Origin of the sequence: Geothrix limicola, from assembly GCF_030268085.1 — a bacterium.
Lineage (GTDB): Bacteria > Acidobacteriota > Holophagae > Holophagales > Holophagaceae > Geothrix > Geothrix limicola.
Genome location: NZ_BSDE01000001.1, coordinates 632,928 through 658,802, shown reverse-complemented (window position 1 = coordinate 658,802; position 25,875 = coordinate 632,928). Strand labels below are relative to the sequence as shown.

Here is a 25,875-nt window from a genome sequence, read left to right as displayed (position 1 = left end):
CCCTGAGAGGCCGCTGGAATCAACTACTGGGCGAATCCGGAGGGCAGTTTCATGCCGAGGTTCTTGACGAGGAAGGCCCACTGGTCGGCTCTTTCGGCGATCTGCTTGGCGGTGGGCTTGCCGGCGCCGTGGCCCGCGTTGGTCTCGATGCGGGTGAGCACGGGGGCGGGGCCGGCCTGGTCGGCCTGCAGGGTGGCGATGAACTTGTGGCTGTGGGCGGGCACCACGCGGTCGTCATGGTCGCCGGTGGTCACGAGGGTGGCCGGGTAGCTCACACCGGGTTTCAGCTTCTGCAGGGGGCTGTAGGTCATCAGGTAGCGGAAACCCTCGGCCTCGTCGGAGCAGTCGTAGTCGCTCTTCCACATCCAGCCGATGGTGAACTTGTGGTACCGCAGCATGTCCATGACCCCCACGGCAGGCAGGGCCGCGCCGAAGAGTTCGGGACGCTGGGTCATGCAGGCGCCCACGAGCAGGCCGCCGTTGGAGCCCCCGTGGATGGCCAGCTTCGGAGTGCTGGTGTATTTCTCGCGGATCAGCCATTCGGCCGCGGCGATGAAGTCGTCGAAGACATTCTGCTTCTGGTGCAGCTTGCCCGCGTCGTACCACTCCCGCCCGTACTCGCTACCGCCGCGCAGGCAGGCCATGGCGTAGACGCCGCCCATCTCCATCCAGGCCAGGTTCGCGGGGCTGAAGCCGGGCGCCATGGGGATGTTGAATCCGCCGTAGGCGTAGAGCAGCGTTGGGTTCTGGCCGTCGAGCCTGAGGCCCTTGCGATGGGCCAGGAAGAGGGGCACCTTCGTGCCGTCCTTGCTGGGGTAGAAGACTTCCTTCACCTCGAAGGCCGCGGGATCGAAGGCCACCTTGGGCTGGCGGAAGACCTCGCTCTTGCCCGAGGCGAAGTCGTAGCGGTAGAGGGTGGTGGGCAGGTTGAAGCTGGTGAAGCCGTAGAAGGCCTCCTGATCCTGGCGGCGGCCACCGAAACCCATGAGGGAACCCACGCCGGGCAGCGCGATCTCCCGCTCCAGCTTGCCCTTCAGATCGTAGAGACGGACCTTGTTCAGCGCGTCCACGCGCCAGGTGGTGGCGAAGCGGTTGGCCACCAGGTTCACGCCCGCCAGCACGTCACGGCCAGGCGCCTCGGGAATCAGCGTCTTCCAATCCTTCGCCTCGCCCTTGGTCGCATCAATGGCGACGAGGCGTCCGCGCGCCGCACCCTGGTCGGTGTAGACGTAGAAGGTGCCGCCATCATTGCCGATCACGTGATAGGTGGCATCGAACTTGTCGAGCCAGGGCTCGACCTTCGCGTCGGCCTTCGTCAGGTCTTTGAGGTAGACGCGGCTGCGACGGTCCGTGCCCTGGTTCTGGTAGATGACGAGCCACTTGCCGTCATCCGTGACATGGGCACTGAAGCCCCAATCCGGCTGGTCGGGACGCTCGTAGACGACCACATCCTTTTCCACCGGCGTACCCAGCAGGTGGAAGAAGAGCTGCTGATGCTTGAAGACGCCCGTGAGGGCGCTGCGGTCCTTGGGCAGCGGGTAGCGCGTGTAGTAGAAGCCGCGGCCATCCTTCGCCCAGTCGCTGACGCCGTTGCGACCCATGGGCAGTTCGTCCGCGAGATCCTGGCCCGTCTCGACATTGCGGACCTTCCAGATGTTCAGATCCGCGCCGCCCTTGGAGAGGGAATACGCCATGAGGCGTCCGTCTTCCGTGAACACGGTGCCGCCCAGGGACACCGTGCCGTCGGTGCTGAGCCCGTTGGGATCCAGCAGCACCCGGCCCTTCTCCTTCAGGTCTGTCGTCACGTACAGCACGCCCTGGTTCTGCAGGCCCGAGTTGTAGCTGTAGATGTAGTATTTCCCCCGCTTGCTGGGGGTGCTGAACTTCTCGTAGTCCCACAGTTTCGTGAGGCGGGCCTCGATGGGCTTCCGCTCGGGAATCCCGCCCAGATAGGCCTGGGTCACCTTGTTCTGGGCTTCCACCCAGGCGGCGGTTTCGGGCGAACGGTCATCCTCCAGCCAGCGGTAGGGATCGGCCACCTTGGTGCCGTGATAGTCCTCCACCACGTCGGCCTTGCGAGTGTTCGGATAGGCCGGGGGCGCGGCCAGGGGGGACGAGGCCACGAGGGCCGAGGTCGCCAGGGCCAGCAGGCCGGTGCGAGACAGGGAAAGGGGCATGAAGGGGCCTCCTGAAGGACATGGGGATGCCCTTCAGGATACCTCGCAAAACTAGGCCAAATAAAGCCTCAGGGTTTCATGCCCAGGTTCTTCACCAGGAAGGCCAGCACGTCGGCCCTTTCGGCGATCTGCTTGGCCGTGGGCTTGCCCGCGCCATGGCCCGCGCTCGTTTCGATGCGCGTGAGGATGGGCGCGGGGCCCGCCTGGGCCGCCTGCAGCGTGGCGGTGAACTTGTGGCTGTGGGCGGGCACCACGCGGTCGTCGTGATCGCCGGTCGTGATCAGGGTCGGCGGATACTTCACGCCGGGCTTGATGGTGTGCAGGGGTGAATACGTCATGAGGGTGTCGAAGCCCTCCTTCGTTTCGCTGCTGCCGTAGTCGCTCTTCCAGCCCCAGCCCAGGGTGAACTTGTGGAAGCGCAGCATGTCCATCACGCCCACTTCGGGCACGGCGGCGCCGAAGAGGTCGGGGCGCTGCGTGAGGCAGGCGCCCACCAGCAGGCCGCCGTTGCTGCCGCCGTTGATGGCGAGCTTGGGCGTCGAGGTCACCTTGTGGGCGATGAGCCACTCGGCCGCGGCGATGAAGTCGTCGAAGACGTTCTGCTTCTTGTTCTTCCGGCCCGCGTCGTACCACTCGAGGCCATACTCGCCGCCGCCGCGCAGGTTCGCCATGGCGTAGACGCCGCCCATCTCCAGCCACACCATGCGCGACACGGAGAAGCTCGGAGTCAGCGAGACGTTGAAGCCGCCGTAGCCGTAGAGCAGGGTCGGGTTCTGGCCGTCCAGCTTGAGGCCCTTCTTGTGCACGAGGAACATGGGCACCTTCGTGCCGTCCTTGCTGGGATAGAAGACCTGCTTCACCTCGTAGTCCCCGGACTTGAAGGCCACCTTGGGTTCGCGGAAGACCGTGCTCTTGGCCGTCTTCAGATCCAGGCGGTAGATGGTTCCGGGATAGGTGAAGCTGCCGAAGGTGTAGAAGGTCTCCTGGTCCTCGCGGCGTCCGCCGAAGCCGGCGGCGGTGCCGAGGGCCGGCAGGGCCAGCGTGCCAGTCTTCTTGCCCTTCAGATCGTAGAACTCGATGGCGGAATGGGCATCCCGCATCCAGGTGGCGACGAAGCGCCCACCCACCAGGGACACGGATTCCAGCACGTCCTTGCCCTTGGCCTGGGGGATGATTTCGGTCCAGGCGGAAGGCTCGGTGTGTCCCTTGCGGATGGCCACCAGGCGGTTGCGCGGCGCGCCCTGGTTGGTGCTGACGAAGAAGCGGTCGCCCTCGTTGTCCACCACGTTGTAGGTGGCGTCCATCTTGTCCAGGAAGGGTTCCACCGGGCTGCCGGGCTTGGTGAGGTCCTGCAGGAAGAGGCTGGATTCGGGGTTCGTGCCCTTGCCCGCGGAGATGACCAGCCAGCGGCCATCATCCGTGACGGTGCCGCCCAGGTACCACTCGGGCTGATCCGGTCGCTGATAGACCAGCTTGTCTTCGGACTGCGGCGTTCCCAGCTTGTGGAAGCAGAGCTGGTGGTTGTTGTTCACGCCCGTGAGCGCCCCGCCCTCTTTCGGCGCTTCATAGCGGCTGTAGTAGAAGCCGCTGCCGTCCTTCAGCCAGGAGGCGCCACTGGCCTTGGACCAGCGGATCTCATCGGAGAGATCCTTGCCGGTGGCCACGTCGCGCACCTTCCAGGTCTGCCAGTCGGATCCGGCGACGGAGACGGAGTAGGCCATGAGCCGGCCGTCTTCCGTGAGGCTGAGGCCGCTGAGGGCGACGGTGCCATCCTTGCTAAGGGTGTTGGGATCGAGGAGCACGCGGCCCTTGGCCTTGGGATCCTCGGTGACGAAGAGCACCGCCTGATTCTGCAGGCCCGTGTTGTACGAATAGAAGTAGCGCTTGCCCCGCTTGAAGGGGGCGCTGAATTTCTCGAAGTCCCAGAGCTTGGTGATGCGTTCCTGAATCTTCGCCCGGGCCGGGATCTTCTCCAGGTAGCCGAAGGTGACCTTGTTCTGGGCCTCCACCCAGGCCTTGGTCTCCGCGCTGTTGTCGTCCTCCAGCCAGCGGTAGGGATCGGCCACCTTGGTGCCGAAGAAATCCTCCACCACATCCGATTTGCGGGTGGCGGGATAACTCAAGGGGGTTTGGGCCGAAAGGACGGTGCCGAGGGCGATGGCCATGGGAAGGAACCTCATAGGACGGTCTCCAGACGGGCAGCCATCATCCCACTTCCTCCGGCTCAAGCCTAGCCGTGCATGGGCGCCCGCTTGGTGGTAGGGTGCCTGCATCCCTGGAGGTTTGATTTGGTCCCACCATCCAGCAAGAAGGTCTTCGTCCTGGATACGAACGTCCTCCTGCACGACCCGAGCTCCATCCTCCACTTCCAGGAACACGACGTGGTGCTGCCCATCGTGGTGATCGAAGAGGTGGATCATTTCAAGAAGGATCAGACCGAAGTCGGACGCAACGCCCGCACCGTGTCCCGCCTGCTGGACAAGCTGAGGGCCAGCGGATCCCTCAGCCGGGGCGTGCCCCTGGGCGACGGCGGCACCCTCAAGGTCGACGTGGCCGCCCACAACCTCGACATCGGCATCCTGTCCGCCGACAAGCACAAGGCCGATAACCAGATCCTGGCCTGCGCGCGCGAGCTGCTCCACACCTGCAAGGACCGCGTCGTCCTCGTCACCAAGGACACGAACCTGCGCATCAAGGCCGACGCCATCGGCGTGCAGGCCGAGGACTACACCACCGACCGCGTGGAAATGGACGAACTCTACACGGGCCACAAGTCCTGGGAGGTCGATCCCGCCAAGGTGGACCTGCTCTACGACGGCGGACTGCAGCCCGCCGAGGAGCTGAACCTCCAGCCCAACCAGTTCCTCACCCTGGTGGACCAGACCAATCCCAGCCACACGGCCCTGGCCCGCTTCATGGCCACCGAGGGCCTGCTGCGCCCGCTCCACCGCATGGAGTCCTATCCCTGGGGCATCAAGCCGAGGAACCGCGAGCAGCAGTTCGCCATGGAACTGCTGCTGGACCCCACGGTCCAGGTGGTCACCCTGCTGGGCAAGGCGGGCACGGGCAAGACTCTGCTGGCCATCGCAGCGGGCCTGCAGCAGGTGGTGGACGACGAGGCCTACGACAAGATCCTCGTCAGCCGGCCCGTCATGCCCATGGGCCGCGACCTCGGCTACCTGCCCGGGGACATCGGCGAGAAGCTGCGCCCCTACATGCAGCCCATCTACGACAACCTCGAATTCATCGTGGGCGCCAACACCGAGGCCCGCAAACGCACCACCATGACCGCGCAGCAGCTGGAAGAAGCGGGCTACCTCAGTGTCGAACCCCTCACCTACATCCGCGGTCGCAGCATCCCCAAGCAGTACCTGGTGGTGGACGAGGCCCAGAACCTCACGCCCCACGAGGTGAAGACCATCCTCACGCGGGCCGGCGAAGGCACCAAGGTGATCTTCACGGGGGATCCGCACCAGATCGACAACCCTTACGTGGATGCCAGCACCAACGGCCTCAGCTTCCTGGCCGAACACTTCAAGCACCTCGACATCTCGGGCCACGTCACCCTGCAGAAGGGCGAGCGCAGCAAGCTGGCGGAACTGGCGAGCAACCTTCTCTAGGAGCCTTCGATGGCCGATTCATCCTGGGACAACAGTGGTCACGGGCAGCCCCTCAAACCGGGCCTGCCCCTCTGGGGCAAGATCGCCATCGGCTGCGGCGTGGCCTTCCTGATCGTCCTCGTGACCTGCGTGGGCGGCGTCGCCTTCGTCGCCAATAAGATCAAGAAGGATCCCGAGGGCTTCAAGCAGAAGGCCATGAACCTGGTGGCCGACAAGGTGCGCCCGGACTGGGAGGATTTCCGCACCGTCGTCGAACAGCTGCGAACCCCGGAAGGCTGCCAGGCCCTCTATGCCGCCAATCCGGCCCTCGCGAAAACCTGGCCCACCGAAGCCGCCTTCCTGGATGCCGCCTCCCGCTGGCACAAGGAGATCGTCTCCGCGCCCGACCTCACCCCGGATCTCATGGAGCGCGGCGGCCTTCAGATCAACCGCGACTTCGGCGGTTCTGTGCGCGTGGGCTGGAGTCCCAAATCCGGCCGGAGCGTCTACCTCACGTTTGAAAGCGCCAAGAAGCCCGGTGACAAGGGCCCCAGGCGCATCCTCGAACTGGATGTCCGGTAGCTGATCTACGTTGAGCAAGCGCGGATTTTCCGCCAAGATGCAGTTATGACTGCAGCTTTCGGATCCGTATCTGAGGCCCTCGCCCTGCTCACGAAGGGCACGGTGACCTGCCATAAAATCGAGCAGCTCGAGGCCAAGCTCAAGGAGGGCCGGCCCCTCCGCATCAAGGCGGGCTTCGATCCCACGGCGCCGGACCTGCACCTGGGCCATGGGGTGCTCATCCGCAAGATGGCCCAGTTTCAGAAGCTCGGCCATGAGGTCACCTTCCTCATCGGCGATTTCACGGGCCTCATCGGCGATCCCACGGGCAAGAAGGCCACGCGACCCCCGCTCACGCGGGAGGAAGTGCTGGCCAACGCCGAGACCTACAAATCCCAGGTGTTCAAGATCCTGGATCCGGACAAGACGAAGGTGCGCTTCAACAGCGAGTGGCTGGGCGGCATGGCCGGCGAGGCCTGGATCCGCCTGGCCTCGCGCTTCACCGTAGCCCAGATGCTCGAGCGCAATGATTTCGCCAAGCGCATGGAGGCCCGCGAGCCCATCGCCCTCCACGAGCTGCTCTACCCCCTAACCCAGGCTTACGATTCCGTCGCCCTCCAGGCCGACGTGGAGCTGGGCGGCAACGACCAGCTGTTCAACCTCATGCAGGGCCGCATCCTCCAGGAGGCCTCGGGCCAGAAGCCCCAGGTGGTGCTGACGGTGCCGCTGCTGCTGGGCCTCGACGGCGTCGAGAAGATGTCCAAGTCCCTGGGCAACTACATCGGCTTCATGGAGGATCCGGACACCCAGTTCGGCAAGGCCATGAGCGCCAGCGACCGGCTGATGTGGGACTGGTACCTGCTGCTCACGGACAAGCTGCCCGCGGAAATCGAGGCCCTCAAGCAGGGCCATCCCATGGACGCCAAGAAGGCCCTGGCCCGACAGATCGTCTCGGATTTCCACGGGGCCGAAGCGGGCCGGGAAGCCGAGGAGCGCTGGATCCGACGTTTCTCCGAACGCAGCCAGGAACAGGCCCCCGACATCGCCGTGCCACCTACCGAGGGCGAAGTTCAGCTTTCCCGCCTCCTGGTGGAGCGGGGCATGGCCGCCAGCCGCAAGGAGGCCGAGCGCCTCATCGGCCAGGGTGCCGTGAGCCTGGACGGGGAGAAGGCCAGTGATCCGGCCCTTCGGATCGCCCTGCAACCCGGCCAGTCCCTCCTGGTGAAGGTCGGCAAACTCAAGCTCGAACGATGGGTGGTGGTCACATGAGCCTTCCGGCCCTCAAGGATCTGTTCGCCCGGCACCGGGCCCGTGCGACCGGGGTATGGCGCCTGGGGCAGGACCCCTACCGCACCGTCTTCATCGAGTCGGGCGACATCGTCTTCGCCGCCAGCACCCACCCGCTGGACCGCCTGACCCACCTGCTGGTGGAACGGGGCAAGATCACCCAGGCCCAGCTCGACTACGCCATGACGAGCCTCAACCCATCCATGTCCATCGGCAAGAACCTCATCGAGATGGGGTTCATCACCCAGCGGGACCTGCTGGACGTGGCCCGGGCCCAGGTGGAGCGGGTGGTCTGGGCGAGCATGGCCACCCCGGACCAGGCCCCGGTCTTCGATGAAAAGGATCTGGACGCCACCACGGTGCGCCTGCCCTTCGATACCCCGGCCATGCTGCTTTCCGGCGTCCTGAACCTGGGCGACCGCGAGCGGGTGCTCGAAGAACTCGGCCCCCTGAACCAGGTCGTGGTCCTGGAAGGCCGCCGCTACCAGGAACTCACCCTGCCCCCGGACCTGGTGAAGCTGCCGGGCCTCCTCGATGGCAGCCGCACGCTGATGGAACTGAGCCGGGAATCCAGCGTCGAGCCCTTCCGGCTGGGCGCGTTCGCCCTCTTCCTGCGCGAAATGGGCTGGGCCCGCCTCCACGAACTGCCGCCCCTGGACCGCCGGGCCCTTGAACTGGCACTCGAGCCCGGCGAGCCCACCATCACACCCGCCCTGCCCACGCCCGCACCCCAGCCCTCCCTGTTTGCGGAAATCCACGCCAGCCAGCACCCCACCACCAACCTGGAGCATCTTTCGGAGGCCCTCGACCAGTTGGGCCCCGAGGATGAGCTGGAAGATCCCTTCCCGCCCGAGCCCGAGATCCCGACGCCCGCCCCCGTCGAACCGGCCCTGCCCATCCACCATGAGGCGGAAGGCAGCACCGAACTCCCCGACCTGCCACTCCCACCCCCGGATCTCGCCCGGAAACCCCCTTCCCGGCGCCCCCTGGTCCTCCTCGCCGTCGTCCTCCTTATTGGAGCGGCATGGGGCGGTTTCCGGTGGGTCCGCCGGCACCGAAGCGCCCCTCCGGTTCCCCCGAAGGCCAGCCTCCCCACTCCGACCGTCAAGCCCGCACCCTCAGATACCAAGCCCACCCCCCCCGCGCCGGAGGTGCCCAAGCCGGCTCCGGCTCCGGAACCGGTCAAACAACCCGAGCCGAAGGCGACCCAGGCCGAGCCTCCCAAACCCACACCGCCGCCCGCCAAGCCGGAACCGTCCGCGGTTCCTTCCAAGTCCGAGCGGCTCCAGACCATTCTCGGAGGCGATTGGAAGCGGGCCGTGGCCCAGGGTGCCCTTCAAAGGAAGGCCATCCAGGGTCGCTGGACCCTCCGCCTGGAGATCGCCTGCCAGGGCAGTACCGTCCAGCACGCGGCTGACATCCTGAAGGGGCAGGACCCCGACCTCTTCCTCGTGCCCATGGCCATGCGGGATGGTCGTACCTGTTATCAGGTCTTTTACGGATCCTACGGGTCCGAAGCCGCCACCAAGGCCGCGGCCAAGAAGCTCCCGCCCCCCTTCCTCGCCGAGGGGAACCGCCCGAAGCCCTACCGCGTCGCCCAGATTCCGGATCGTCAGTAAACCCCCAATATATCTTTATTTTAATTACCGACTCTTTACAAACGATCTAGGTTCGGCCATACTTCATATGTATACGAACTGGTCCATTAAATTTGACCAACTGATCTTTGTGGAGTCCAATGACGTCCCCCTTCCACCCTACCAATTGGAGTCAGGCTTGCGTGTCTTGGATCCATGAGATCCAGATCGCCTTCGACCCTCCAACGCCGGTGGAACCAGGGAAAGGTGGCTTGCTGCGCCTGATGCGCTGGGGCACCCCCCGGGTGGCAACCCTGGTCATCCTGAGCTTCACCCTTCACTGCACGCGTCCCCCCGCCTCCATCACGACCACGCGCACCGGATCCCGGAGCGGCTCCTCCGCCCATGACGCCCAGGCCTATGTCGAAGAAGGCATGGCCAGCTGGTATGGCGGCAATGACGATGGCTTCTCCGGGCGGCCCACCGCCAGCGGGGAGCTGTTCGACCCCGAACAGTACACCTGCGCCCATAGGACCCTCCCCCTGGGCAGCTTCGTGGAAGTCGAAAACCTGGAAAACCACAAGCGGACGGTGCTGCGGGTGAACGACCGCGGCCCCTTCGTGAAGGGCAGGATCCTGGATCTGTCCAAGCGGGGCGCCCAGGATCTGGGCCTCATCGGCCAGGGCACCTCGCGCGTCCGGCTGCGTTCGGTGGATGCCATGGGTCTGCCGACGGCCCTGGATCCGGCCGGAAATCAGGCCGATCCCTTCGTCATTCAGGTGGCCTCACTTTCGGATCCCAAGAACATTGAGTCCCTTACGCACGAACTTGAGAACGCCTTCGGCGCCGTGTCCCTCCAAAGCGCCACAGCTCGCAACGGCCAGTCCGTGAAGCGGGTCCGCGTCGGCAGCTTCACCACCCGGCAGGATGCCGAACAAGTCGCCGAACAGATCGCCAAGCTCCTGAAGGACCGTGGTGTCGAACCCTTCATCACCCGCCAGCGCTGATCCCCTGCGCCCCTTCCTGGTCATTCCGGCCGGGGGGCGGGGCCTGCGCATGGGCGGGGGCCTGCCCAAGCAGTTCCGTGACTGGGATGGCCGCCCCCTGCTCCAGGTGACCGTGGAGGCCTTCCTGGCCCCGGGCATGCCCCGCCTGGCGGGAATCGCCCTGGCCGTGCCCGATTCCCACCTGGAGGAGGCCCGCAGCTGGCCCTTTCCGGTGCCCTACACCGTCGTCCCGGGCGGGGATACCCGCCAGGAGTCCGTGTGGCTCGCCCTCCGGACCCTGCCCAACCTGCCCATGGCTCCGGTCATGATCCATGACGCCGTGCGTCCGTTTCCGCCCGCCGTTCCGCTCTGGGAGGCGCTGGAAGCCCTCAACCGTTTCGATGGCGTGCTGCTCGGCGAGCCCTCCACCGACACGCTGAAGCGCGTGGATTCCCTCGGCCGGGTGTTGCGCACCGAGCCCCGGGAGGAGTTCTTCCGGGCCCAGACCCCCCAGATCGCCCGTCTGGGGACCTGGCTCCAGGCCTTCCAGGCCGCCGAAGAGGCCGGCTTTATCGGCACGGACGATGTATCCCTCCTCGAGCGCCTGGGCCTGTCGGTCAAACTCATCCCGAGCCCCAGTTCCAATCTGAAGCTCACCACACCCGAGGACTGGGAACGCTCCAGGCCCCACTGACCACAGTGTGTGGTGGTCAGACCCACAACCTCGTTGCCTTTACCACTATCTAAATCATGAAATGATTTAGATAGACAATAGGCATGAAAATAGCTTACCAGACTGCGAGGACGAACCATGCCCCGCAGCACCACACCCCAGACCCTGGACCGCGAGATCACGATCTCGGGCCACGGCCTGCACAGCAATCGCCCCTGCTCGGTCCGCCTGGTGCCCGTCTCCTCCCCCTCGGGTCTGCGCTTCGTCCACACGCCCACCGGCACCGAGATCCCCGCCAAGGCGGATCTGGCCGGCGACCTCGTCCTGTCCACCACCCTGGTCAAGGATGGTGTGCGGCTTCAGACCATTGAGCACCTGCTCTCGGCCCTGTCCGGTCTGGAGGTCGAGCACCTCCGCATCGAGGTGGATGCCGAAGAACTGCCCATCCTCGATGGCAGCGCCGCCCCCTGGGTGGATGCCATCCTGCAGGCGGGCGTGCGCAGCCTCGAAGGCCGCCGCCGGTTCATGAAGATCACCCAGCCGGTGGAAATCCGGAATGGCAGCCGCTGGATCCGCGCCCTCCCCTTCGACGGCCTGCGCCTGCGCTACGTCATCGACTTCCCGATCCCCGCCCTGGGCCGCCAGAGCCGCGAACTGAGCCTCACCCCCGAGAAATACCGCCGGGAACTGGGCGCCGCGCGCACCTTCTGCCTCGCCCAGGAGATCGACCAGATGCGCGCCCGCGGCCTGGCCCTCGGCGGCAGCCTCGACAACGCCGTCGTCTTCGGCGCCGACGGCCCCCTGAACGAATCCCTCCGCTTCGAAGACGAAGCGGTCCGCCACAAGATGTTGGATCTGGTGGGCGATCTCGCCCTGCTGGGTGCGCCCCTGCTGGGCCTCGTGGAAGCCCATGCCGCCGGCCACGCCATGCATGTCGCCCTGGCCCAGGCCATCCTCGCCAACCCCAGCCACTGGGAATGGACCGAGGATGCCGAACCCGCCAACGTGCACTTCTTCTTTCAGCCTGCAGGACTGAACGTCACGGCCCAGCCGGCCTGAATCATCCGCAGGTTGAATTTGGTCTTGCGTACTGACCCTGGGTCTGGCACGCTGATATTTCTGCCCTTGAGGTGAATAGGTGTTACTTCATCCCCATCAGTGACCTGACGAACCGGGCGGACGTGCCCGGGTGGGTGGCCTCGCTGGCCAGAAGTGGGGAAACGGAAGAGGACACGCGGAAGGCCGTGGCGTCCATCCTGGCGGACGTGCGTCGGAAGGGGCTGGAGGCCGTGCTGGACTGGACCCAGCGCCTGGATGGCGTCGGCCTGGATCCGGCCGCCCTGCGCATTCCCGAGTCCAGCCTCCAGGCCGCCCGCGCCGACCTCGACCGTCGCCAGCCGGACCTCATGGCCGCGCTGAGAGAAATGATCGATCACGTCCGCCGCTTCGCCGAAGGCCAGCGGACCTGCCTGAACGATCTGAGCCTCTCCCTGCCCGGGGGCGGCACCGTGGGCGAACGATGGTGCGCGCTCAAAACCGCGGGCGTCTACATTCCCGGCGGTCGCGCCTTCTACCCATCCACCCTGGCCATGACCGTGATTCCGGCCCAGGTGGCCGGCGTCTCGCGCATCGTCGGCGTCACCCCTCCCAAGCCCCAGGCCACGCTGCCGGGCGCTTCCGGCGTCGATCCCCTGGTGCTGGCCTGCGCAGCGGAGCTGGGCCTGACGGAACTCTACCCCTTCGGCGGCGCCCAGGCGCTGGGCTGGCTGGCCTACGGCGAACCCGCGGTGGATCTCATCGCCGGACCGGGCAACCGCTTCGTCGCCGAGGCCAAGCGGCAGCTCATCGGAACCTGCGGCATCGATGCCCTCGCGGGCCCCACGGAACTGCTGATCCTCGCCGACGGCAGCGCGGATCCCGCCTGGCTCGCGGAAGACCTGATGGCCCAGGCCGAGCATGATCCCGACGCCGCCGCGGTGTTGGTGAGTTCGGATCCTGCGCTGCTGGAGGCCGTCGCCCTCGAACTGCAGACCCGAACCGAAGTCTCGCCGCGCCGCGCGATCCTCGAACAGAGCCTGGCTGTCCACGGGCGGCTCGTCTGCGCGGATCGCGACCTGGCCATCGAACTGGCCCAGGCCTGGGCTCCCGAACACCTCGAACTGTGCGTGGCCGACCCTGAGGCCTGGCTGCCCTCGCTCACCACCGCAGGCGCCGTCTTCATCGGCAGCTCCAGCGCCGAGGCCTTCGGGGATTACGGCGCCGGGCCGAATCACGTGCTGCCCACCGACCGCAGCGCCCGCTACACGAGCCCTCTCGGCGTGGCCACCTTCCTCAAGCGCCAGAGCCTGCTCCGGCTCTCCCCCGCAGACGCGGCCTCGATGGCGCCCTGGGTGGAACGGCTGGCCGAGGCCGAAGGGCTCACCCACCACGGTCGCAGCGCGGCCCTTCGCGGCCATCATCACGCCCATCATCACGCATAGGGAGCGCTCGATCCACAGCGCTCCGCTTCGCTTCTTGCTCCAGGAAGCCTGGATTCCTCCTACCCTCATGTCGAGTCTGCCCATGTCGCTTCTCCGCCCTGACCTGTCCGACCTTCCGGCCTACCAGCGTCCCCCCGAGCCGCCGGCGGGTGTGCGCCTGCACATGAATGAGCCTGCGAACGACTGGCCCTCGGCCGCCCGCGACGCGCTGCTGGCGCGGCTTCGCGAGCTGCCCTTCCACCGCTATCCCGAGCGCCAGGGCGAACTCACCGAGCGCCTGCGCAAGCGCCTGGGCGTGCCCGAAGGCGGCCTGCTGCTGGGGCCCTCCTCCGGCGCGCTGCTGGATCTGGTGGCCATGGCGGGCCTCAGCGCGGGCGAAGAAGTGGCCATCCCCGACCCCGGCTTCAGCCTCTACCCCATGCTCGTGCGGCGCCACGGCGGCCGCGTACGCCTGGTGCCCCAGGACACCGGCTTCCCGCTGGGACCCTGGTTCGAGGCTCAGGACTGCCGCCAGGTCTGGCTCACCCTGCCCAACAACCCCACGGGCGCCTGGATCGATCCTGACAGGCTGGAACCCCTGCTGGCGGCCCTCGCGGCGCGGTCCGAGCCGCCCCTCGTGGTGCTGGACGAGGCCTACGCCGAGTTCGCGCCGGCCACCCACCGCCTGGCCGTGGACCGCTACCCGAACGTGCTCCTGCTGCGCACCTTCAGCAAGGCCCTGGCCTCGGCCGCCTGGCGCATCGGCTACCTCATCGGGGATCCGTCGCTCGTCTCGAAGCTCACGACCCTCCAGCTGCCCTACTCCCTGCCCGCCGCCAGCCTGGAGGCCCTGGATGTAGCCCTGGATTACACCGCCGATTTCGAGGCCGCCGTGCGCGCCGTGCCCGAACGCCGGGAGCGGCTCTCCGCCGCGCTGAGTGTGCACCGCGCCGCGCCCAGCGAAGGCAACTTCCTGCACATCTCGCCGGATCCCTCGCCGGCCCTGGAGGCCGCGGGCATGAAGGTGCGCCGCCTTCCGGGCGCGGATGCGGCCCGGGTCACCATCGGCACGGAAGCAGACACCTCCCGCGTGGCCACCGTGCTCGGCGGGAAGCTGCCGGCCCCCGCGGCCCTCGCGGAACGGAAGCTGCTCGTACTCGATATCGACGGCGTGCTCATCGACGCCGACCGCAGCTTCATGGAAGCCGTCGCCCGCGCCCTCGCCGAGCTGCGCCCCGCCCTGCTCTGGTCCGATGGGGCCTTCCGCGCCTTCAAGCGCCTGGGCGGATTCAACAACGATTTCCGGCTCACGGCCGGAGCCCTCGCTTTGGCTGAAGCAAACGGAGACGTTGATCTCCAGCCCATCCTCGAAGGTGCCCTGGGCCGCGGCTTTCCTGAGCTCGAAGCCCGCATCCAGGCCCTGGAGCCCTCCGCGCAGCTCGTGGTGCAGAAGCACTACGCCGATACAATCCGGCTGGAAAAGCCGCTGGTAAGCCTCGACGAGCTGCGCGCCACGGGCTGGGATCTGGCGGTGCTGACGGGCCGTCCCCCCGAAGAGCTCGACCTCGCATGGCGCGTGCTCGGCTTCCGGCTGCCTGCGGTCTGCGATGCCGCGCCCCACCTGCGCAAACCCGAGCCCGCGGGCCTGCTGCAACTGGCCGACGCCTTCCGCGCCCAGACCATCCTCTTCGCGGGCGACACCATCGACGATGCCCGCTGCCTGCGGGCCGCCGCCGGACTGCGCCCCGAACTCCTGTGGCGTTTCCTCGGCCTGGGCCCCGACCGCGCCCGCTTCTCCGGGCCCGAAGACCTCCAATCCGCGAGCTTGCGCGACTTTCTGCCGATGCTGAATCAGGAGCTGCCATGAGGAAGGCCACCATCCAACGCGCCACCGCCGAAACGGACGTGAAGCTGAGCCTCTGCCTGGATGGGGGCGAGGCACGCATCCGCACCGGCCTCGGCTACCTCGACCACATGCTCATGCAACTGGCCAAGCACGGCGGCTTCGGGCTCGACGTCGAGGCCAAGGGCGACCTGCCCGTGGACAGTCACCACCTCGTGGAGGATGTGGGCCTTTGCCTCGGCGACGCGCTGAAGGAGGCCCTCGGCGACCGCCGCGGCCTCGCCCGCTTCGCCCACGCCTACGTGCCGCTGGACGAGTCCCTGGCCCGCGTGGTGGTGGATCTGTCGGGCCGCCCCTGGTGCGAATTCCACGCGGATCTTCCCCCGATCATCCTCGGCGATGGTTTCCAGGTGGAGATGGTGCGCGAATTCTTCGTGGCGCTCGCCATGCGCGGCGGCCTCGCCATCCACGCAGATCTGCTGCGCGGCGTGAACACCCACCACAAGGTCGAGGCCCTCTTCAAGGCCCTGGCGCGGGCGCTGCGCTTGGCGACGCGCCGCGAAGGCGAGGACGTCCCCTCCACCAAAGGAACCCTGTCCGCATGAGCGCAGCCGATTCCATCACCCTCATCGATTACGACGCCGGGAACCTGGCCTCGCTGGAGGGCGCCCTGGACGGCCTGGGCCTGCCCTACCAGCGTGCGGCCTCACCCGACCAGGCCGCGGCCTCGGGGCCCATCGTGCTGCCCGGCGTGGGGCATTTCGAGGCCGCGCAGAAATCCCTGCGTGAGCGCGGCTGGTGGCGGGTGTTGCCCGGCCTCGTCGCGGATGGCCGGCCCCTGCTCGGCATCTGCCTCGGCCTACAGCTGCTCGCCGAAGGCAGCGAGGAATCGCCGCGCGCCTCGGGCCTGGGCCTCATTCCCGGCATCGTGCGCCGCCTCGGCCCCGGCGTGAAGGTGCCCCACATGGGATGGAGCCGCGTACACCTGCACCACCCGCACCCGGCCCTGCCGGATCCGCAGGGTGACTGGCTCTACTTCGTCCACAGCTACGCCCTCGAGCCCACCGTCGACACCGTCTACGTGGCCGAGCACGGACGGCCCTTCGCCGCCGTGGAGGCCCGCGGCAACGTCATGGGCTTCCAGCCCCATCCCGAGAAATCCGGGCGTGCCGGCCTGCTCCTGCTCCAGTCCACCCTCGCCTGGATGGGCGTGACCGCGCCCGCCCCGGAGGTTCCATGCAATTGATCCCCAGCCTCGACCTGATGCAGGGCCGCCTGGTGCGGCTGCGCCACGGCGATCCGAAGCAGGCCACCTTCTATGAGATGACTCCCGAGGACTGGATCAGCAGCCTGGCCGAGGCCGGCGCGCGGCGCATCCATCTCGTCGATCTGGACGGCGCCTTCGGCCTGCCGCGGCAGGGGCGCTTCACGGCCTTTCCCGCGCGCTTCCCCGGAATCCGCTTCCAGGTGGGCGGCGGCCTGCGCGACCGCGCGGCCATCGAGGAAGTGCTCGACCTGGGCTTCGACGCGGTGGTGGGCACCCTGGCCGTGGAGCAGCCTTCGGCCCTCAAGGGATTGCCCGGCCAGCGGATCGTCGCGGCCCTCGATCTGCAGGGCGATCGCATCGTCACCCGCGGCTGGCAGACCGCCAGCGAATGCGCGTCGACGGACGTCTTCGAGGCCCTGCTCACACTCGGCTTCGACCGCGCCCTCGTGACAGACGTCAGCCGCGACGGCACGCTGCAGGGCCCCGGCGTCGAAGCCGCGGCCTGGGTCGCCCGCGAGGGTTTCCAGGTGCAGGCCTCGGGCGGCGTGAAGGCCCTCGCGGATCTCGATCCGCTCTCGAACCTCCCCGGCGTCGTCGGCGCCATCAGTGGCAAGGCCCTCATGGAAGGCTTCATCCCGCTGGATGACGTGCGCACCCGGGCGGCGCTGGAAGGGGTCGCCTGATGCCCGCCAAGCGCGTCATCCCCTGCCTGGACGTGAAGAACGGCCGCGTCGTGAAGGGCGTGCAGTTCAAGGAGCTCCGCGACCTCGGACACCCCGTGGATCTGGCCCGCCGCTACGACGCCGAGGGCGCCGATGAGCTCGTCTTCCTCGACATCGCGGCCTCGCTGGAGAACCGCGGCACGCGGGAAGCCTGGGTGCGCGACGTGGCTCACGAGCTGAGCATTCCCTTCACCGTCGGCGGCGGCGTATCGCACGTGCAGGATGCCCGCAGCCTGTTGCGGGCGGGCGCCGACAAGGTGGCCGTGAACACCGCCGCGGCCCTCCGCCCGGCCCTCGTCCGCGAGCTGGCCGATGCCTTCGGCCGCCAGTGCGTGGTGGCCGCGGTGGACGTGAAGCGCGATGCCGAGCTGGGCTGGCGCGTCTTCCTGAAGGGCGGCACCGAACCGACCGAACGCTCCGCCGTGGACTGGATCCAGGAACTGAGCGAACTGGGCGCCGGCGAGATCCTGCTCACCTCCATGGACCGCGACGGTACGGGCGACGGCTTCGACATCCAGCTGCTCGACCAGGTGTCGCAGCTGCCCATTCCCCTTATCGCCTCGGGCGGCGCGGGTCGCGAGATCCACTTCCTCGAAGCCCTCGAACACGGCGCCGACGCCGTGCTGGCCGCCACGCTCTTCCACGAAGGCATCCTTCCGATTCCCCGACTCAAGGCCTACCTGGCCCAGAACGACCTTTCCGTACGGATCTGACATGGACCTCGACACCCTCCGCTTCGGCCCCGATGGCCTCATCCCCGGCATCGTGCAGGACCGCGCGGGCGCCATCCGCATGGTCGCCTTCCTCAACCGCGAATCCCTTCAGCTCACCCTCGACTCGGGCTACGTCACCTTCTGGAGCCGCTCGCGCCAGGCCCTCTGGACCAAGGGCGAATCCAGCGGGAACCGCCTGAAGCTCGTCCAGATCCGTCCCGACTGCGACGGGGACGCCCTGCTCATCCTCGCCGATCCCGAGGGCCCCACCTGCCACCGCGGCACCGAAAGCTGCTTTGATGGCGATCCGAACGACCAAGTGACGCAGTCCTGGCCCGCCACCCTGCCCTGGCTGGGCCGGCTGGAGGCCCTGCTGACATCGCGCAAGGCCCAGGCGGATCTAGCGGGCAGCTACACGCAGAAGCTCTTCGCCCAGGGCGTGGACCGCATCGCCAAGAAGGTCGTCGAAGAAGCCGGTGAAGTCATCCTCGCCGCGAAGAATGACAATCGTGAAGACTTTCTCGGCGAGGCGGCGGACCTGATCTTCCACCTCGACATGCTGCTGCTCGAACGCGGCGCCAGCCTGCTCGACGTCGTGGAGGTGCTGCATCGCCGCCACGCGGAACGCACGGGAGGGCCCGCCTGATGGCCGTCCGCACGCCCCACTTCCCCGACCTGCTCTTCGGATCCGCCGCGCGCCTGCGCCAGTGGGAGAACACCCTCATGGGCCTGCTGGAGGCGCACGGCTACCGCGAGCTGCACCCCTCCCTGGTGCTGCGCGAAGGCGTGCCCGACGGCTCCATGCGCTTCTTCGACGGCGACGAGTTGGTGGCCCTCCGCTGGGATTTCACCGTCTCCCTCGCGGGCCTGCTGGCTCGCCGCTTCCCCCTGCCGCCGCCCCGCGTGTCCTACGCGGGTGCCGTGTTCCGCCGCCCCGTGCAGCCCTGGGAGGCCGTGGAGCGCTTCGAGGTCGGCTGCGAACGCATCCAGCCCGAAGGCGAAGCCTCGGGCGAGGCCGACGTGGAATTGGCGCGCCTGCTCATGGCCATTCCCGGCGCGCTGGGCCTGAAGAGCGCCATCCTGCACCTGGGCAACGCCGCGCTGGTGCGCCGTCCCCTGGAGGTCGAGGGCCTCTTCGGCGACCTGGCGGACGCGGTGGTTTCGGCGCTGTCGCGGCGCGCGCCCCACCGCGTGCGCGAGGCCCTGGACGGGCATCCGTCCGCCTCGCGGCTGGCGGCCCACGCCGAGGCGCTGCTTTCCGCCATGGACGGCCCCCGCACGCTCGACGCGCTGAAAGCCAGTCCCTACGCCGAATTGCTGCAGGGGGAACGGGAGCACATGGAACGCGCGCTCCATGCCCTGCTGCCCATCCTGCCGCCCAACCTGGAATTGCGCGTGGACCTGGCCGACGTGGCGGGCCTCGATTTCTACACCGGACCCACGCTGCGGCTCTGGGCCCCCGGCGCCCAGCAGGAACTGGCCGCGGGCGGCCGCTACGACCGCCTCTTCCCTGGCCTCGGCCGTCCCTGGCAGGCCGCGGGCTTCTGCGTGCGCCTGTCCCGCCTCCTCGATCTCGCCGAGACCCGGCCCGACCTCTTCGAGCAGCCCCGATGACGCCCTCCTCCCTCCTCATCGCCTTCCCCAAGGGCCGCCTCGGCGACGAGCTGGTGCCGAAGCTCGCCGACACGCCGCTGGCCCTGGATGCCACGGCCCTGAAATCCCGCGTGCTGCGCATTCCCACCGCCACGCCCGGCGTGGCCGCGCTGCTGCTCAAGGGCGCGGACCTGCCGCGCTACGTGGCCGCGGGCGTGGCTTCGCTTGGCATCGTGGGCTCGGACACGCTCGATGAGATGGGCATGGACGTGCTCGAACTGGCGGATCTCGGCTTCGGCGCCTGCCGCCTCTCCCTCTGCGCGCAGGCCGGCGTCACCCTCCACGCCCTGCGCGAAAAACCCCATCTGCGCCTGGCCACCAAGTTCCCCAAGGCCACCGAAGCCTGGCTCACCCGCGAAGGCCTCACCGCCGAGCTGGTGCCCCTGAGCAGCAGCGCCGAACTGGCACCCCTGCTGGGTCTGGCCGACGCCATCGTGGATCTCGTGCAGACCGGGGGCACCCTCAAGGCCCACGGTCTCGTGGAAACCGCCGTGCTGGGGCATTCATCGGCCCGGCTCATCGCAGCCCGCGGCGCCTACCTCAGCGAGCCCGGCCGCATCCGGCCCCTGGCGGAGCAGCTCATCGCGGCCCTCCGTCCCAGCTGAATCGTGGCGCGCTACAGCAGGTGGACGAGGGGAATGAGCCCGAACCACAGGAGGTAGGTCAGAGCGAGGACCATGAGGCCATCGATCCGCATGGTGGGGGCTCCCTGCCTGAAGAACCGCGCCAGCCGCCAGGCGAGGACGAGCCCATGGGCCACGGCCAAGTAGATCGCCAGGCCGCTGAGCCCATCGTAGTACCCGAGCAGCCGCCCGCAAAGGCCCAGGGCCGCAGCCGCCAGTGCCGCGCCCAGGGCCAGGGCCACGGCCCGGCGGGGGCCCAGGAGGACGGCCAGAGTGCGCTTGCCGACGGCCCCATCGGCCTCCAGATCGGGCACGGCCGACAGGATGATCGCCGGCAGTGTCGCCAGGAAGAGGGGCGCGCCGATCTGCCACACGGCAGGCGGCAGCGCGGTGCCGCACTGAAGCAAAGCCCCGCAGGCGATGGCGGCGAAACTGTGGGTGAGCGCCACGTCCAGCTCGCCGAGGCCGCGGTAGACCAGGCGCAGAGGCGGCATGGTGTAGCTCACGGCCAGGCAGGTCACCGCCACCATCAGGCCGATCGCGCGGTGCGAGGTGGGCAGCGCCCAGGCCAGGCTCGACAGCCCGAGCAGGAACAGCAGCGCGACGCAGCGCATCGCGCGACGGACGCTGGCGCCGCCGAGAGCCCCTTCGACCAGCACCCGCGAGCCGCCGTTGAAGGGCCCCGCGTGGCGGTTCAGGCGATCCGTGCCCTGGTCGTACCACTCGTTCCCGAGCACCGTCAGGACCTCCGCGAGAAAGACGCACGCGTAGCCGAGCCCGTAGCCCAGGGCTGACCAGGGGCGGCCCCTGCTGGCGGCGAGGGCACCCAGGGTGTACGCCACCCAGGTCATGGGGTAGAACTGCAGGCGCAGGATCTTCAGCCAGGCCCTCAGCCGCGCCCAGCGCCGGGCCGCAGCCAGACGGGCCGGGAGGCGGAAGGCCTCCTGACGAACACGATCCAACCAGGCTTGGCGAAGGGCCAGGGCGGCGGATCGGACCGGGCCGATTGAGGAAACGAAGGCCGGGCGAATGCCGCAAAACCCCAGGGTGGCCCGCTTCATGGCCATGTGGCCGGGCTGGCGGATGAAGAGCCGATAGGCCCAGGGCGGCGTGTCCATGGTCACCAGCAGGTGGGCCGAGCGCCCCTTCAGCAGCCCGCACCCGGGGCCGGGCCCCCCTTCCTGATCCTCGAAGGCGAAGCCCGGCACCAGGGTGCGGTCGAGAAAGCCCTTGAGGAGGGCCGGCGCCGTGCCCCACCAGGTGGGATAGACGAAGACCAGGTGATCAGCCCAGAGGATCAGTTCCTGCGCCCGCCGGAGATCCGGCTCGAGGATCTGGTTCTCGGGAGAAGGCACGCGCACGTTCGGATCGAAGACCGCGTCAGCGAGGATCAGCCGCCGCACCTCCAGTCCCGCCCGCTCAGCGCCTTCCGCGTAGACCTCGGCCAGGGCGCCGCAGAAGCTGTCCTTCCGGGGATGCCCCAGAATCAGCAGCACCTTGGGGTGTGGGATCTCTCCGGAAGCGAGCATGATCGATCCTCCCCGAACGGGAGGTCATGCTAACGCCGCATCCTCGCGCTGTCTCCGGCGCTGTCTCTGACCCCGGCTCAGGCCCGGATCTCACCGTAGATGTTGTCCCGCTGCCAGGGCTCGTAGCCCGCGGCTCGGATCATGCGCGTCATCTCGTCCTTGTTCACGCTGTAGCAAGTTCCCGCGGCGCTCACGACGTTCTCTTCGAGCATGAGGCTGCCCATGTCGTCGCAGCCGTAGTGCAGGGCCAGCTGGCCCGTCTTGCGGCCCATGGTGACCCAGCTGCTCTGGATGTGCGCGAAGTTGTCGAGGAAGATGCGCGCCACGGCGATGGTGCGCAGGTATTCCACGTCGGTGGGCTTGGGCACCTTGCCTTCCCAGGGCGTGTGGCCGCTCTGGAAGGGCCAGGCGGCGAAGGCCGTGTAGCCGCCGCCGTTGTTCCGCGCGAGGGCGCGGTCCTGCTGCGTGCGCAGTGCCTCGAAATGCTCAATGCGCTCAGCCAGAGTCTCCGTGATGCCGAACATCATGGTGCCCGTGGTCTTCACGCCCTCCTCGTGGGCGGCTTCCATGACTTCGAGCCACTTCTCGGGGCCACCTTTCAGCGGCGCGATCTTCTTGCGGATGCGGTCGACGAGGATCTCGGCACCGCCGCCGGGAATGGAGCCGAGGCCCGCCTCGCGCAGATCCGCGATGGTCTTGCCGAGCGTCTGGCCGCTGAGTTTGGCCATCATCTGGATTTCCACGGGCGAGAAGCCGTGCACCCAGATGCCGAGGTCGTGATGGAGGTAGCGCACCAGGTCCAGGTAGTAGTCCCAGGGCAGGTCGGGATTGACGCCGCCCTGCAGCAGGAAGCCCGTGCCGCCGATGGCCTTGGTCTCCTCGGCCTTCTGCTTCAACTGCTCCTTGGTGAGCACGTAGCCGCGGCTGTCGCCGGGCTTGTGGTAGAAGGCGCAGAAAGTGCAGTAGACGTTGCAGACGTCGGTGTAGTTGACGTTGCGGTCGATGACATAGCTGACCCGCTTCGGATCGTTGTGGCGGTCCCGGGCTGCCGTGGCCGCCATGGCGAGATCGGGCAACTCCGCCTGCTCGAGGAGGATCAGCGCCTCCGGCGCGGAAATCCGGCGCCCCTGGAGCACGCCGTCCAGGATCGCCTCGGGCGCGGCCGTGGTCGTCGTCATGCTAGACCTTGTACCCCATCACCTGGAGGCAGCGCCGGCAGACGCATTCCTGGCCTTCCACGCCGTGCTGGAAGTGCTCCAGCGTGTAGGGGCTGCGGCACTTCTCACAGATCTGGGTGGGATCGGTGCAGGTCTTGGGGGCGTAGAGATGGGTGGGATCGGCCATGACGGACTCCGGAGTCTCCAGAATACCGTGGAACGTCTCCGGGCCCCAGGCACCGATGTCACAGCCCGGGTCACAGCCCCTGGTTCCAATGGGCATGACAAAGGCGGCCCCGCAGGGCCGCCTTTGGATCGCGATCAGCGCCGAACCCTACTCTTCGACGGTCGCCGCCTTGGCGCTCTCGTGGGGGCGCGTGTTGCGCTTGTCCTGGTACTTGTGGGCCTGGGCCTCCAGCTTGTCGGTGGCCTGGGTGATGCTCGAGTACATGTCGTCGGTGGTGGCCGAGGCGACGAAGGCGCTGGTCCGCGTCTTCAGCGTGATCTCGGCCGCATGGCGATGCTTTTCCACACCCAGGATCACGTGGACATCGATGATGTCATCCAGGTAGGTGGCCATCTTGTCCAGCCGCTCCTTCGTGAAGTGTTTCAGGGGCTCGGTGAGCTCCATGTGGCGACCGGTATAGTTGACCTTCATAGGACACTCCGGAAAGGGGCCGGTCGGCCCGAAGTTGTGTGGATCCGGCCCTGTTATCGGCGCCGGCGCTGGGAAGCTGGAGGAATTTTCAATTCCTCGCGGTACTTGTTCACCGTGCGGCGGGCCACCTTGATGCCATCCCGTTCCAGCAGGCCCGCAATGGCCTCGTCGGACAGGGGTTTGGCGGGATCCTCGGCCTGCACGAAGGCCTTGATCCGGTGTTTGACCACGGTGGCGGAAACGTCTGAATCTTTTGGACGGGCCGAGAAGAAATAATTCAGGTCGAAGAGGCCCTGGGGCGTGTGGATGGTCTTGGCCTTCACCACGCGGCTGATGGTGCTTTCATGGAAGCCCGTCGCCTCGGCCACATCGCGCAGCACCATGGGGCGCAGGCGCTCGATGCCGTGCTCCATGAACTCCTTCTGGAGATCCACGATCTGGGCCGAGACGCGCAGCACGGTGCGGTTGCGGTCTTCGACACCGCGGATGAAATCCCGGGCGCTGCGGAACCGCTCGCGGATGAAATCCTTGTCGGACTTCGCCTCGCTGGAGGCCATGAAGCGCGGGTATTCGCCGTTCACGCGCAGGCGCGGAAGCCCCTCGTCGTTGAGGTAGACCTTCCAGTTGCCGTCCTCGCCCTTGAGCACCACGACATCCGGTTTCACCACCCGCTCGCCCTCGGGATCGAAGGCGCGCCCGGGCGAGGGGTTGAGGTGCTTGAGCTGCTCCATGGCCTGGTTGAGCTCTTCATCGGAGCAACCCACGGCCTTCCGCAACCTCGAGCTGTCGCGCTGGGACACCAGGGCGCAATGATCGTGGATGATGCGCACGGCCAAGTCGTCGGGTTCGGCGCCCGCATGGCGGAGCTGCAGCAGCAGGCTCTCCTGCACGGTGAAACAGCCCACCCCCGAGGGGTCGAATTCCTGCAGCACGTCCAGGGCTTCGCGCAGCGCCGTCTCGCTGACACCGAGATCCGCCGCCAGCGCCGCAGGCGTCGTTTCCGCGCAGGGCTGGTCGGGGTCCATGCGCAGGAATCCCTTGGCATCCAGGCGATCGATGAGGCGCTCCACGAGAGGCGCCCGCGGGTCTTCGTGCTCAAGGGTTTCGTAGAGCTGGCCCAGCAGGTGATCCTGCAGCGATTCGAAGGCGCTGAGGCGGTCTTCCCAGGAGAGTCGGTCCTCCTCGGGCAGGTTGCTCGTGCGCGGCAGATCCTGATCCCAGCTGTTCTCGGCGCCCAGTTCGGTCTCCTGCACCTGCGCCACGCCTTCTTCCGTGAACCGCTCCAGGTCCCCCTCGGGATTCATCTCTGTGGCAGCATCCATCAGCGGGCCGAGGTCCACCGTATCCACACCTTCGGGGAGCTCCACGCCGTCGGCGGTCTGCTCCGCGGAGCCTTCTGTCACCTCGGAATCACGGCCCTCTTCGATGGCCTCGAGGGTGGGCACCTCGTCGCCATCATCGGCCAATTCGAGCAGGGGATTGTCTTCGAGCTCCCGTTCGATGGTCTGGGAAAGCTCCTGCAGGTTCATCTGCCACAGCTTGAGCTTCAGCTGCATGGCCGGCGTGAGCGCGAGGGTCTGGCTCTGGGCGAGCCGCTGGGAAAGGAAAGGTCCGGCAGCCATCAATCCAACCTGAATCTGTCGCCGAGGTAGACCCGGCGGATGTCCGGATCCTCTGCGATCTCACTGGGCAAGCCGTGTTTCATGATCATCCCGTCCGCCAAGATATAGGCGCGGTCGGCGATCTGCAAGGTCTCCCGGACATTGTGATCTGTGATCAACACGCCGATGCCTCGCGCCTTGAGGTCGTCAATGAGCCCCTGGATCTCCAGCACCGACTTGGGGTCCACCCCCGCAAAGGGTTCATCCAGCAGCATGATGCGCGGTTCGGTCACCAGCGCCCGGGCCAGTTCGCAGCGCCGCCGCTCGCCTCCGGACAGGCTCATCCCCAGGGTGTCCCGCACTTTGTTCAAATGAAATTCCGACAGCAGACGTTCGCAGCGCTCCTTCTGCTCGGCCTTGGAGATGGGCTGCAACTCGCCCAGGGCCATGAGGTTTTCCCAAACGGTGAGTCCACGGAATACACTGGATTCCTGGGCGAGGTAGCCGATGCCCAATCGAGCCCGCCGGTGCATGGGCAGGGCTGTGACATCTTGCCCAAGCCACTTGATGCTGCCTTGGTCCGGGGCCTCCACGCCCACGACCATGTAGAAGGTCGTCGTCTTGCCCGCGCCATTGGGACCGAGCAGGCCCACCACCTCGCCGAGCCCCACGCACAGGCTCACGTCGCGCACCACGGTGCGGTCGCCGTAGCGCTTCTGGAGGTTCATGGCCTCGAGGCAGGGGGTTGGCTCTGTCATGTCTCTATCAGAACACACGCGGCCGCAGGACC

The 25,875-nt window shown here is 67.5% G+C and carries 24 protein-coding genes; 16 read left to right on the top strand and 8 right to left on the bottom strand.

Annotation, left to right across the window (positions count from 1 at the left end; all coding sequences use genetic code 11):
* Positions 1-23: 23 nt before the first annotated feature.
* Together QSJ34_RS02770 and QSJ34_RS02765 are read right to left on the bottom strand one after the other, a co-directional pair.
* Positions 24-2,177, bottom strand: coding sequence for a prolyl oligopeptidase family serine peptidase (locus QSJ34_RS02770; protein ID WP_285569997.1), 2,154 nt, complete (start codon positions 2,175-2,177; stop codon positions 24-26).
* Between the two features lie 68 nt (positions 2,178-2,245).
* Positions 2,246-4,357, bottom strand: coding sequence for a prolyl oligopeptidase family serine peptidase (locus QSJ34_RS02765; RefSeq protein ID WP_285569994.1), 2,112 nt, complete (start codon positions 4,355-4,357; stop codon positions 2,246-2,248).
* Positions 4,358-4,465: 108 nt separating this feature from the next.
* On the opposite strand from QSJ34_RS02765, the gene QSJ34_RS02760 reads away from it, so the two are divergent.
* The 16 genes from QSJ34_RS02760 (at position 4,466) to hisG (ending at position 20,122) form a co-directional block, all read left to right on the top strand.
* Positions 4,466-5,797, top strand: coding sequence for a PhoH family protein (locus QSJ34_RS02760; RefSeq protein WP_285569990.1), 1,332 nt, complete (start codon positions 4,466-4,468; stop codon positions 5,795-5,797).
* A 9-nt stretch (positions 5,798-5,806) separates the two neighbouring features.
* Entirely contained in the window at positions 5,807-6,358 is a 552-nt protein-coding gene (locus QSJ34_RS02755) for a hypothetical protein (protein WP_285569987.1), read from the top strand.
* A gap of 45 nt (positions 6,359-6,403) precedes the next feature.
* Positions 6,404-7,606, top strand: a complete 1,203-nt coding sequence (tyrS, locus tag QSJ34_RS02750; RefSeq protein WP_285569984.1) for a tyrosine--tRNA ligase — start codon at positions 6,404-6,406, stop codon at positions 7,604-7,606.
* Positions 7,603-9,243: a DUF4388 domain-containing protein gene (locus tag QSJ34_RS02745; protein WP_285569982.1), complete on the top strand. Its 1,641-nt coding sequence runs from the start codon at positions 7,603-7,605 to the stop codon at positions 9,241-9,243. Before tyrS ends, QSJ34_RS02745 begins: the two co-directional genes overlap by 4 nt.
* A 161-nt stretch (positions 9,244-9,404) precedes the next feature.
* Positions 9,405-10,208 (top strand): septal ring lytic transglycosylase RlpA family protein, encoded by an 804-nt coding sequence (locus QSJ34_RS02740; RefSeq protein WP_285569977.1) that lies wholly within the window; start codon positions 9,405-9,407, stop codon positions 10,206-10,208.
* The gene (locus QSJ34_RS02735) at positions 10,177-10,881 is read left to right on the top strand and encodes an IspD/TarI family cytidylyltransferase (RefSeq protein WP_285569974.1); all 705 of its coding nucleotides are present in this window, start codon (positions 10,177-10,179) and stop codon (positions 10,879-10,881) included. Before QSJ34_RS02740 ends, QSJ34_RS02735 begins: the two co-directional genes overlap by 32 nt.
* 117 nt (positions 10,882-10,998) lie before the next feature.
* Complete coding sequence (lpxC, locus tag QSJ34_RS02730; protein WP_285569971.1) at positions 10,999-11,919, top strand: UDP-3-O-acyl-N-acetylglucosamine deacetylase; 921 nt, start codon at positions 10,999-11,001, stop codon at positions 11,917-11,919.
* 71 nt (positions 11,920-11,990) lie between these two features.
* Positions 11,991-13,340 (top strand): histidinol dehydrogenase, encoded by a 1,350-nt coding sequence (gene hisD, locus QSJ34_RS02725; RefSeq protein ID WP_285569969.1) that lies wholly within the window; start codon positions 11,991-11,993, stop codon positions 13,338-13,340.
* A gap of 82 nt (positions 13,341-13,422) precedes the next feature.
* Positions 13,423-15,186 carry an aminotransferase class I/II-fold pyridoxal phosphate-dependent enzyme gene (locus tag QSJ34_RS02720; protein WP_285569966.1) on the top strand — a complete coding sequence of 588 codons (1,764 nt, stop codon included), beginning with the start codon at positions 13,423-13,425 and terminating at the stop codon, positions 15,184-15,186.
* Positions 15,183-15,767 (top strand): imidazoleglycerol-phosphate dehydratase HisB, encoded by a 585-nt coding sequence (hisB, locus tag QSJ34_RS02715; RefSeq protein WP_285569963.1) that lies wholly within the window; start codon positions 15,183-15,185, stop codon positions 15,765-15,767. The genes QSJ34_RS02720 and hisB overlap by 4 nt, the downstream gene beginning before the upstream one ends.
* On the top strand, positions 15,764-16,408 hold the full coding sequence (hisH, locus tag QSJ34_RS02710) for an imidazole glycerol phosphate synthase subunit HisH (RefSeq protein WP_285569960.1): 645 nt from the start codon (positions 15,764-15,766) through the stop codon (positions 16,406-16,408). The genes hisB and hisH overlap by 4 nt, the downstream gene beginning before the upstream one ends.
* Positions 16,399-17,112, top strand: a complete 714-nt coding sequence (locus QSJ34_RS02705) for a 1-(5-phosphoribosyl)-5-[(5-phosphoribosylamino)methylideneamino]imidazole-4-carboxamide isomerase (RefSeq protein WP_285569956.1) — start codon at positions 16,399-16,401, stop codon at positions 17,110-17,112. Before hisH ends, QSJ34_RS02705 begins: the two co-directional genes overlap by 10 nt.
* Positions 17,112-17,864 carry an imidazole glycerol phosphate synthase subunit HisF gene (hisF, locus tag QSJ34_RS02700; protein ID WP_285569953.1) on the top strand — a complete coding sequence of 251 codons (753 nt, stop codon included), beginning with the start codon at positions 17,112-17,114 and terminating at the stop codon, positions 17,862-17,864. The genes QSJ34_RS02705 and hisF overlap by 1 nt, the downstream gene beginning before the upstream one ends.
* Before the next feature lies 1 nt (position 17,865).
* Entirely contained in the window at positions 17,866-18,510 is a 645-nt protein-coding gene (gene hisIE / locus QSJ34_RS02695; protein WP_285569950.1) for a bifunctional phosphoribosyl-AMP cyclohydrolase/phosphoribosyl-ATP diphosphatase HisIE, read from the top strand.
* A complete protein-coding gene (locus tag QSJ34_RS02690; protein ID WP_285569947.1) occupies positions 18,510-19,478 on the top strand; it encodes an ATP phosphoribosyltransferase regulatory subunit in 969 nt (322 codons plus the stop codon). The genes hisIE and QSJ34_RS02690 overlap by 1 nt, the downstream gene beginning before the upstream one ends.
* Entirely contained in the window at positions 19,475-20,122 is a 648-nt protein-coding gene (gene hisG, locus QSJ34_RS02685; protein ID WP_285569944.1) for an ATP phosphoribosyltransferase, read from the top strand. Before QSJ34_RS02690 ends, hisG begins: the two co-directional genes overlap by 4 nt.
* Before the next feature lie 11 nt (positions 20,123-20,133).
* Here the strand turns inward: hisG and QSJ34_RS02680 are convergent, their stop codons facing one another.
* The 6 genes from QSJ34_RS02680 to lptB form a co-directional block, all read right to left on the bottom strand.
* The gene (locus QSJ34_RS02680; protein ID WP_285569942.1) at positions 20,134-21,669 is read right to left on the bottom strand and encodes an NAD(P)H-dependent oxidoreductase; all 1,536 of its coding nucleotides are present in this window, start codon (positions 21,667-21,669) and stop codon (positions 20,134-20,136) included.
* A 77-nt stretch (positions 21,670-21,746) separates the two neighbouring features.
* Positions 21,747-22,847 carry a CofH family radical SAM protein gene (locus tag QSJ34_RS02675; protein WP_285569939.1) on the bottom strand — a complete coding sequence of 367 codons (1,101 nt, stop codon included), beginning with the start codon at positions 22,845-22,847 and terminating at the stop codon, positions 21,747-21,749.
* Position 22,848: 1 nt separating this feature from the next.
* Positions 22,849-23,013 carry a hypothetical protein gene (locus QSJ34_RS02670; protein ID WP_285569937.1) on the bottom strand — a complete coding sequence of 55 codons (165 nt, stop codon included), beginning with the start codon at positions 23,011-23,013 and terminating at the stop codon, positions 22,849-22,851.
* A gap of 147 nt (positions 23,014-23,160) precedes the next feature.
* Positions 23,161-23,484, bottom strand: coding sequence for a ribosome hibernation-promoting factor, HPF/YfiA family (gene hpf / locus QSJ34_RS02665; RefSeq protein ID WP_285569935.1), 324 nt, complete (start codon positions 23,482-23,484; stop codon positions 23,161-23,163).
* Positions 23,485-23,537: 53 nt separating this feature from the next.
* Complete coding sequence (gene rpoN / locus QSJ34_RS02660; protein WP_285569932.1) at positions 23,538-25,106, bottom strand: RNA polymerase factor sigma-54; 1,569 nt, start codon at positions 25,104-25,106, stop codon at positions 23,538-23,540.
* Entirely contained in the window at positions 25,106-25,843 is a 738-nt protein-coding gene (gene lptB / locus QSJ34_RS02655; protein WP_285569930.1) for an LPS export ABC transporter ATP-binding protein, read from the bottom strand. Before lptB ends, rpoN begins: the two co-directional genes overlap by 1 nt.
* Positions 25,844-25,875 lie beyond the last annotated feature (32 nt).

Excerpts from the sequence above, each read along its gene's own strand:
- QSJ34_RS02770 (WP_285569997.1), bottom strand. The coding sequence starts at position 2,177 with ATGCCCCTTTCCCTGTCTCGCACCGGCCTGCTGGCCCTGGCGACCTCG.
- QSJ34_RS02765 (WP_285569994.1), bottom strand. The coding sequence starts at position 4,357 with ATGAGGTTCCTTCCCATGGCCATCGCCCTCGGCACCGTCCTTTCGGCC.
- QSJ34_RS02755 (WP_285569987.1), top strand. The coding sequence starts at position 5,807 with ATGGCCGATTCATCCTGGGACAACAGTGGTCACGGGCAGCCCCTCAAA.
- tyrS (WP_285569984.1), top strand. The coding sequence starts at position 6,404 with ATGACTGCAGCTTTCGGATCCGTATCTGAGGCCCTCGCCCTGCTCACG.
- QSJ34_RS02745 (WP_285569982.1), top strand. The coding sequence starts at position 7,603 with ATGAGCCTTCCGGCCCTCAAGGATCTGTTCGCCCGGCACCGGGCCCGT.
- lpxC (WP_285569971.1), top strand. The coding sequence starts at position 10,999 with ATGCCCCGCAGCACCACACCCCAGACCCTGGACCGCGAGATCACGATC.
- QSJ34_RS02720 (WP_285569966.1), top strand. The coding sequence starts at position 13,423 with ATGTCGCTTCTCCGCCCTGACCTGTCCGACCTTCCGGCCTACCAGCGT.
- hisB (WP_285569963.1), top strand. The coding sequence starts at position 15,183 with ATGAGGAAGGCCACCATCCAACGCGCCACCGCCGAAACGGACGTGAAG.
- hisH (WP_285569960.1), top strand. The coding sequence starts at position 15,764 with ATGAGCGCAGCCGATTCCATCACCCTCATCGATTACGACGCCGGGAAC.
- QSJ34_RS02705 (WP_285569956.1), top strand. The coding sequence starts at position 16,399 with ATGCAATTGATCCCCAGCCTCGACCTGATGCAGGGCCGCCTGGTGCGG.
- hisF (WP_285569953.1), top strand. The coding sequence starts at position 17,112 with ATGCCCGCCAAGCGCGTCATCCCCTGCCTGGACGTGAAGAACGGCCGC.
- hisIE (WP_285569950.1), top strand. The coding sequence starts at position 17,866 with ATGGACCTCGACACCCTCCGCTTCGGCCCCGATGGCCTCATCCCCGGC.
- QSJ34_RS02690 (WP_285569947.1), top strand. The coding sequence starts at position 18,510 with ATGGCCGTCCGCACGCCCCACTTCCCCGACCTGCTCTTCGGATCCGCC.
- hisG (WP_285569944.1), top strand. The coding sequence starts at position 19,475 with ATGACGCCCTCCTCCCTCCTCATCGCCTTCCCCAAGGGCCGCCTCGGC.
- QSJ34_RS02680 (WP_285569942.1), bottom strand. The coding sequence starts at position 21,669 with ATGCTCGCTTCCGGAGAGATCCCACACCCCAAGGTGCTGCTGATTCTG.
- QSJ34_RS02675 (WP_285569939.1), bottom strand. The coding sequence starts at position 22,847 with ATGACGACGACCACGGCCGCGCCCGAGGCGATCCTGGACGGCGTGCTC.
- QSJ34_RS02670 (WP_285569937.1), bottom strand. The coding sequence starts at position 23,013 with ATGGCCGATCCCACCCATCTCTACGCCCCCAAGACCTGCACCGATCCC.
- hpf (WP_285569935.1), bottom strand. The coding sequence starts at position 23,484 with ATGAAGGTCAACTATACCGGTCGCCACATGGAGCTCACCGAGCCCCTG.
- rpoN (WP_285569932.1), bottom strand. The coding sequence starts at position 25,106 with ATGGCTGCCGGACCTTTCCTTTCCCAGCGGCTCGCCCAGAGCCAGACC.
- lptB (WP_285569930.1), bottom strand. The coding sequence starts at position 25,843 with ATGACAGAGCCAACCCCCTGCCTCGAGGCCATGAACCTCCAGAAGCGC.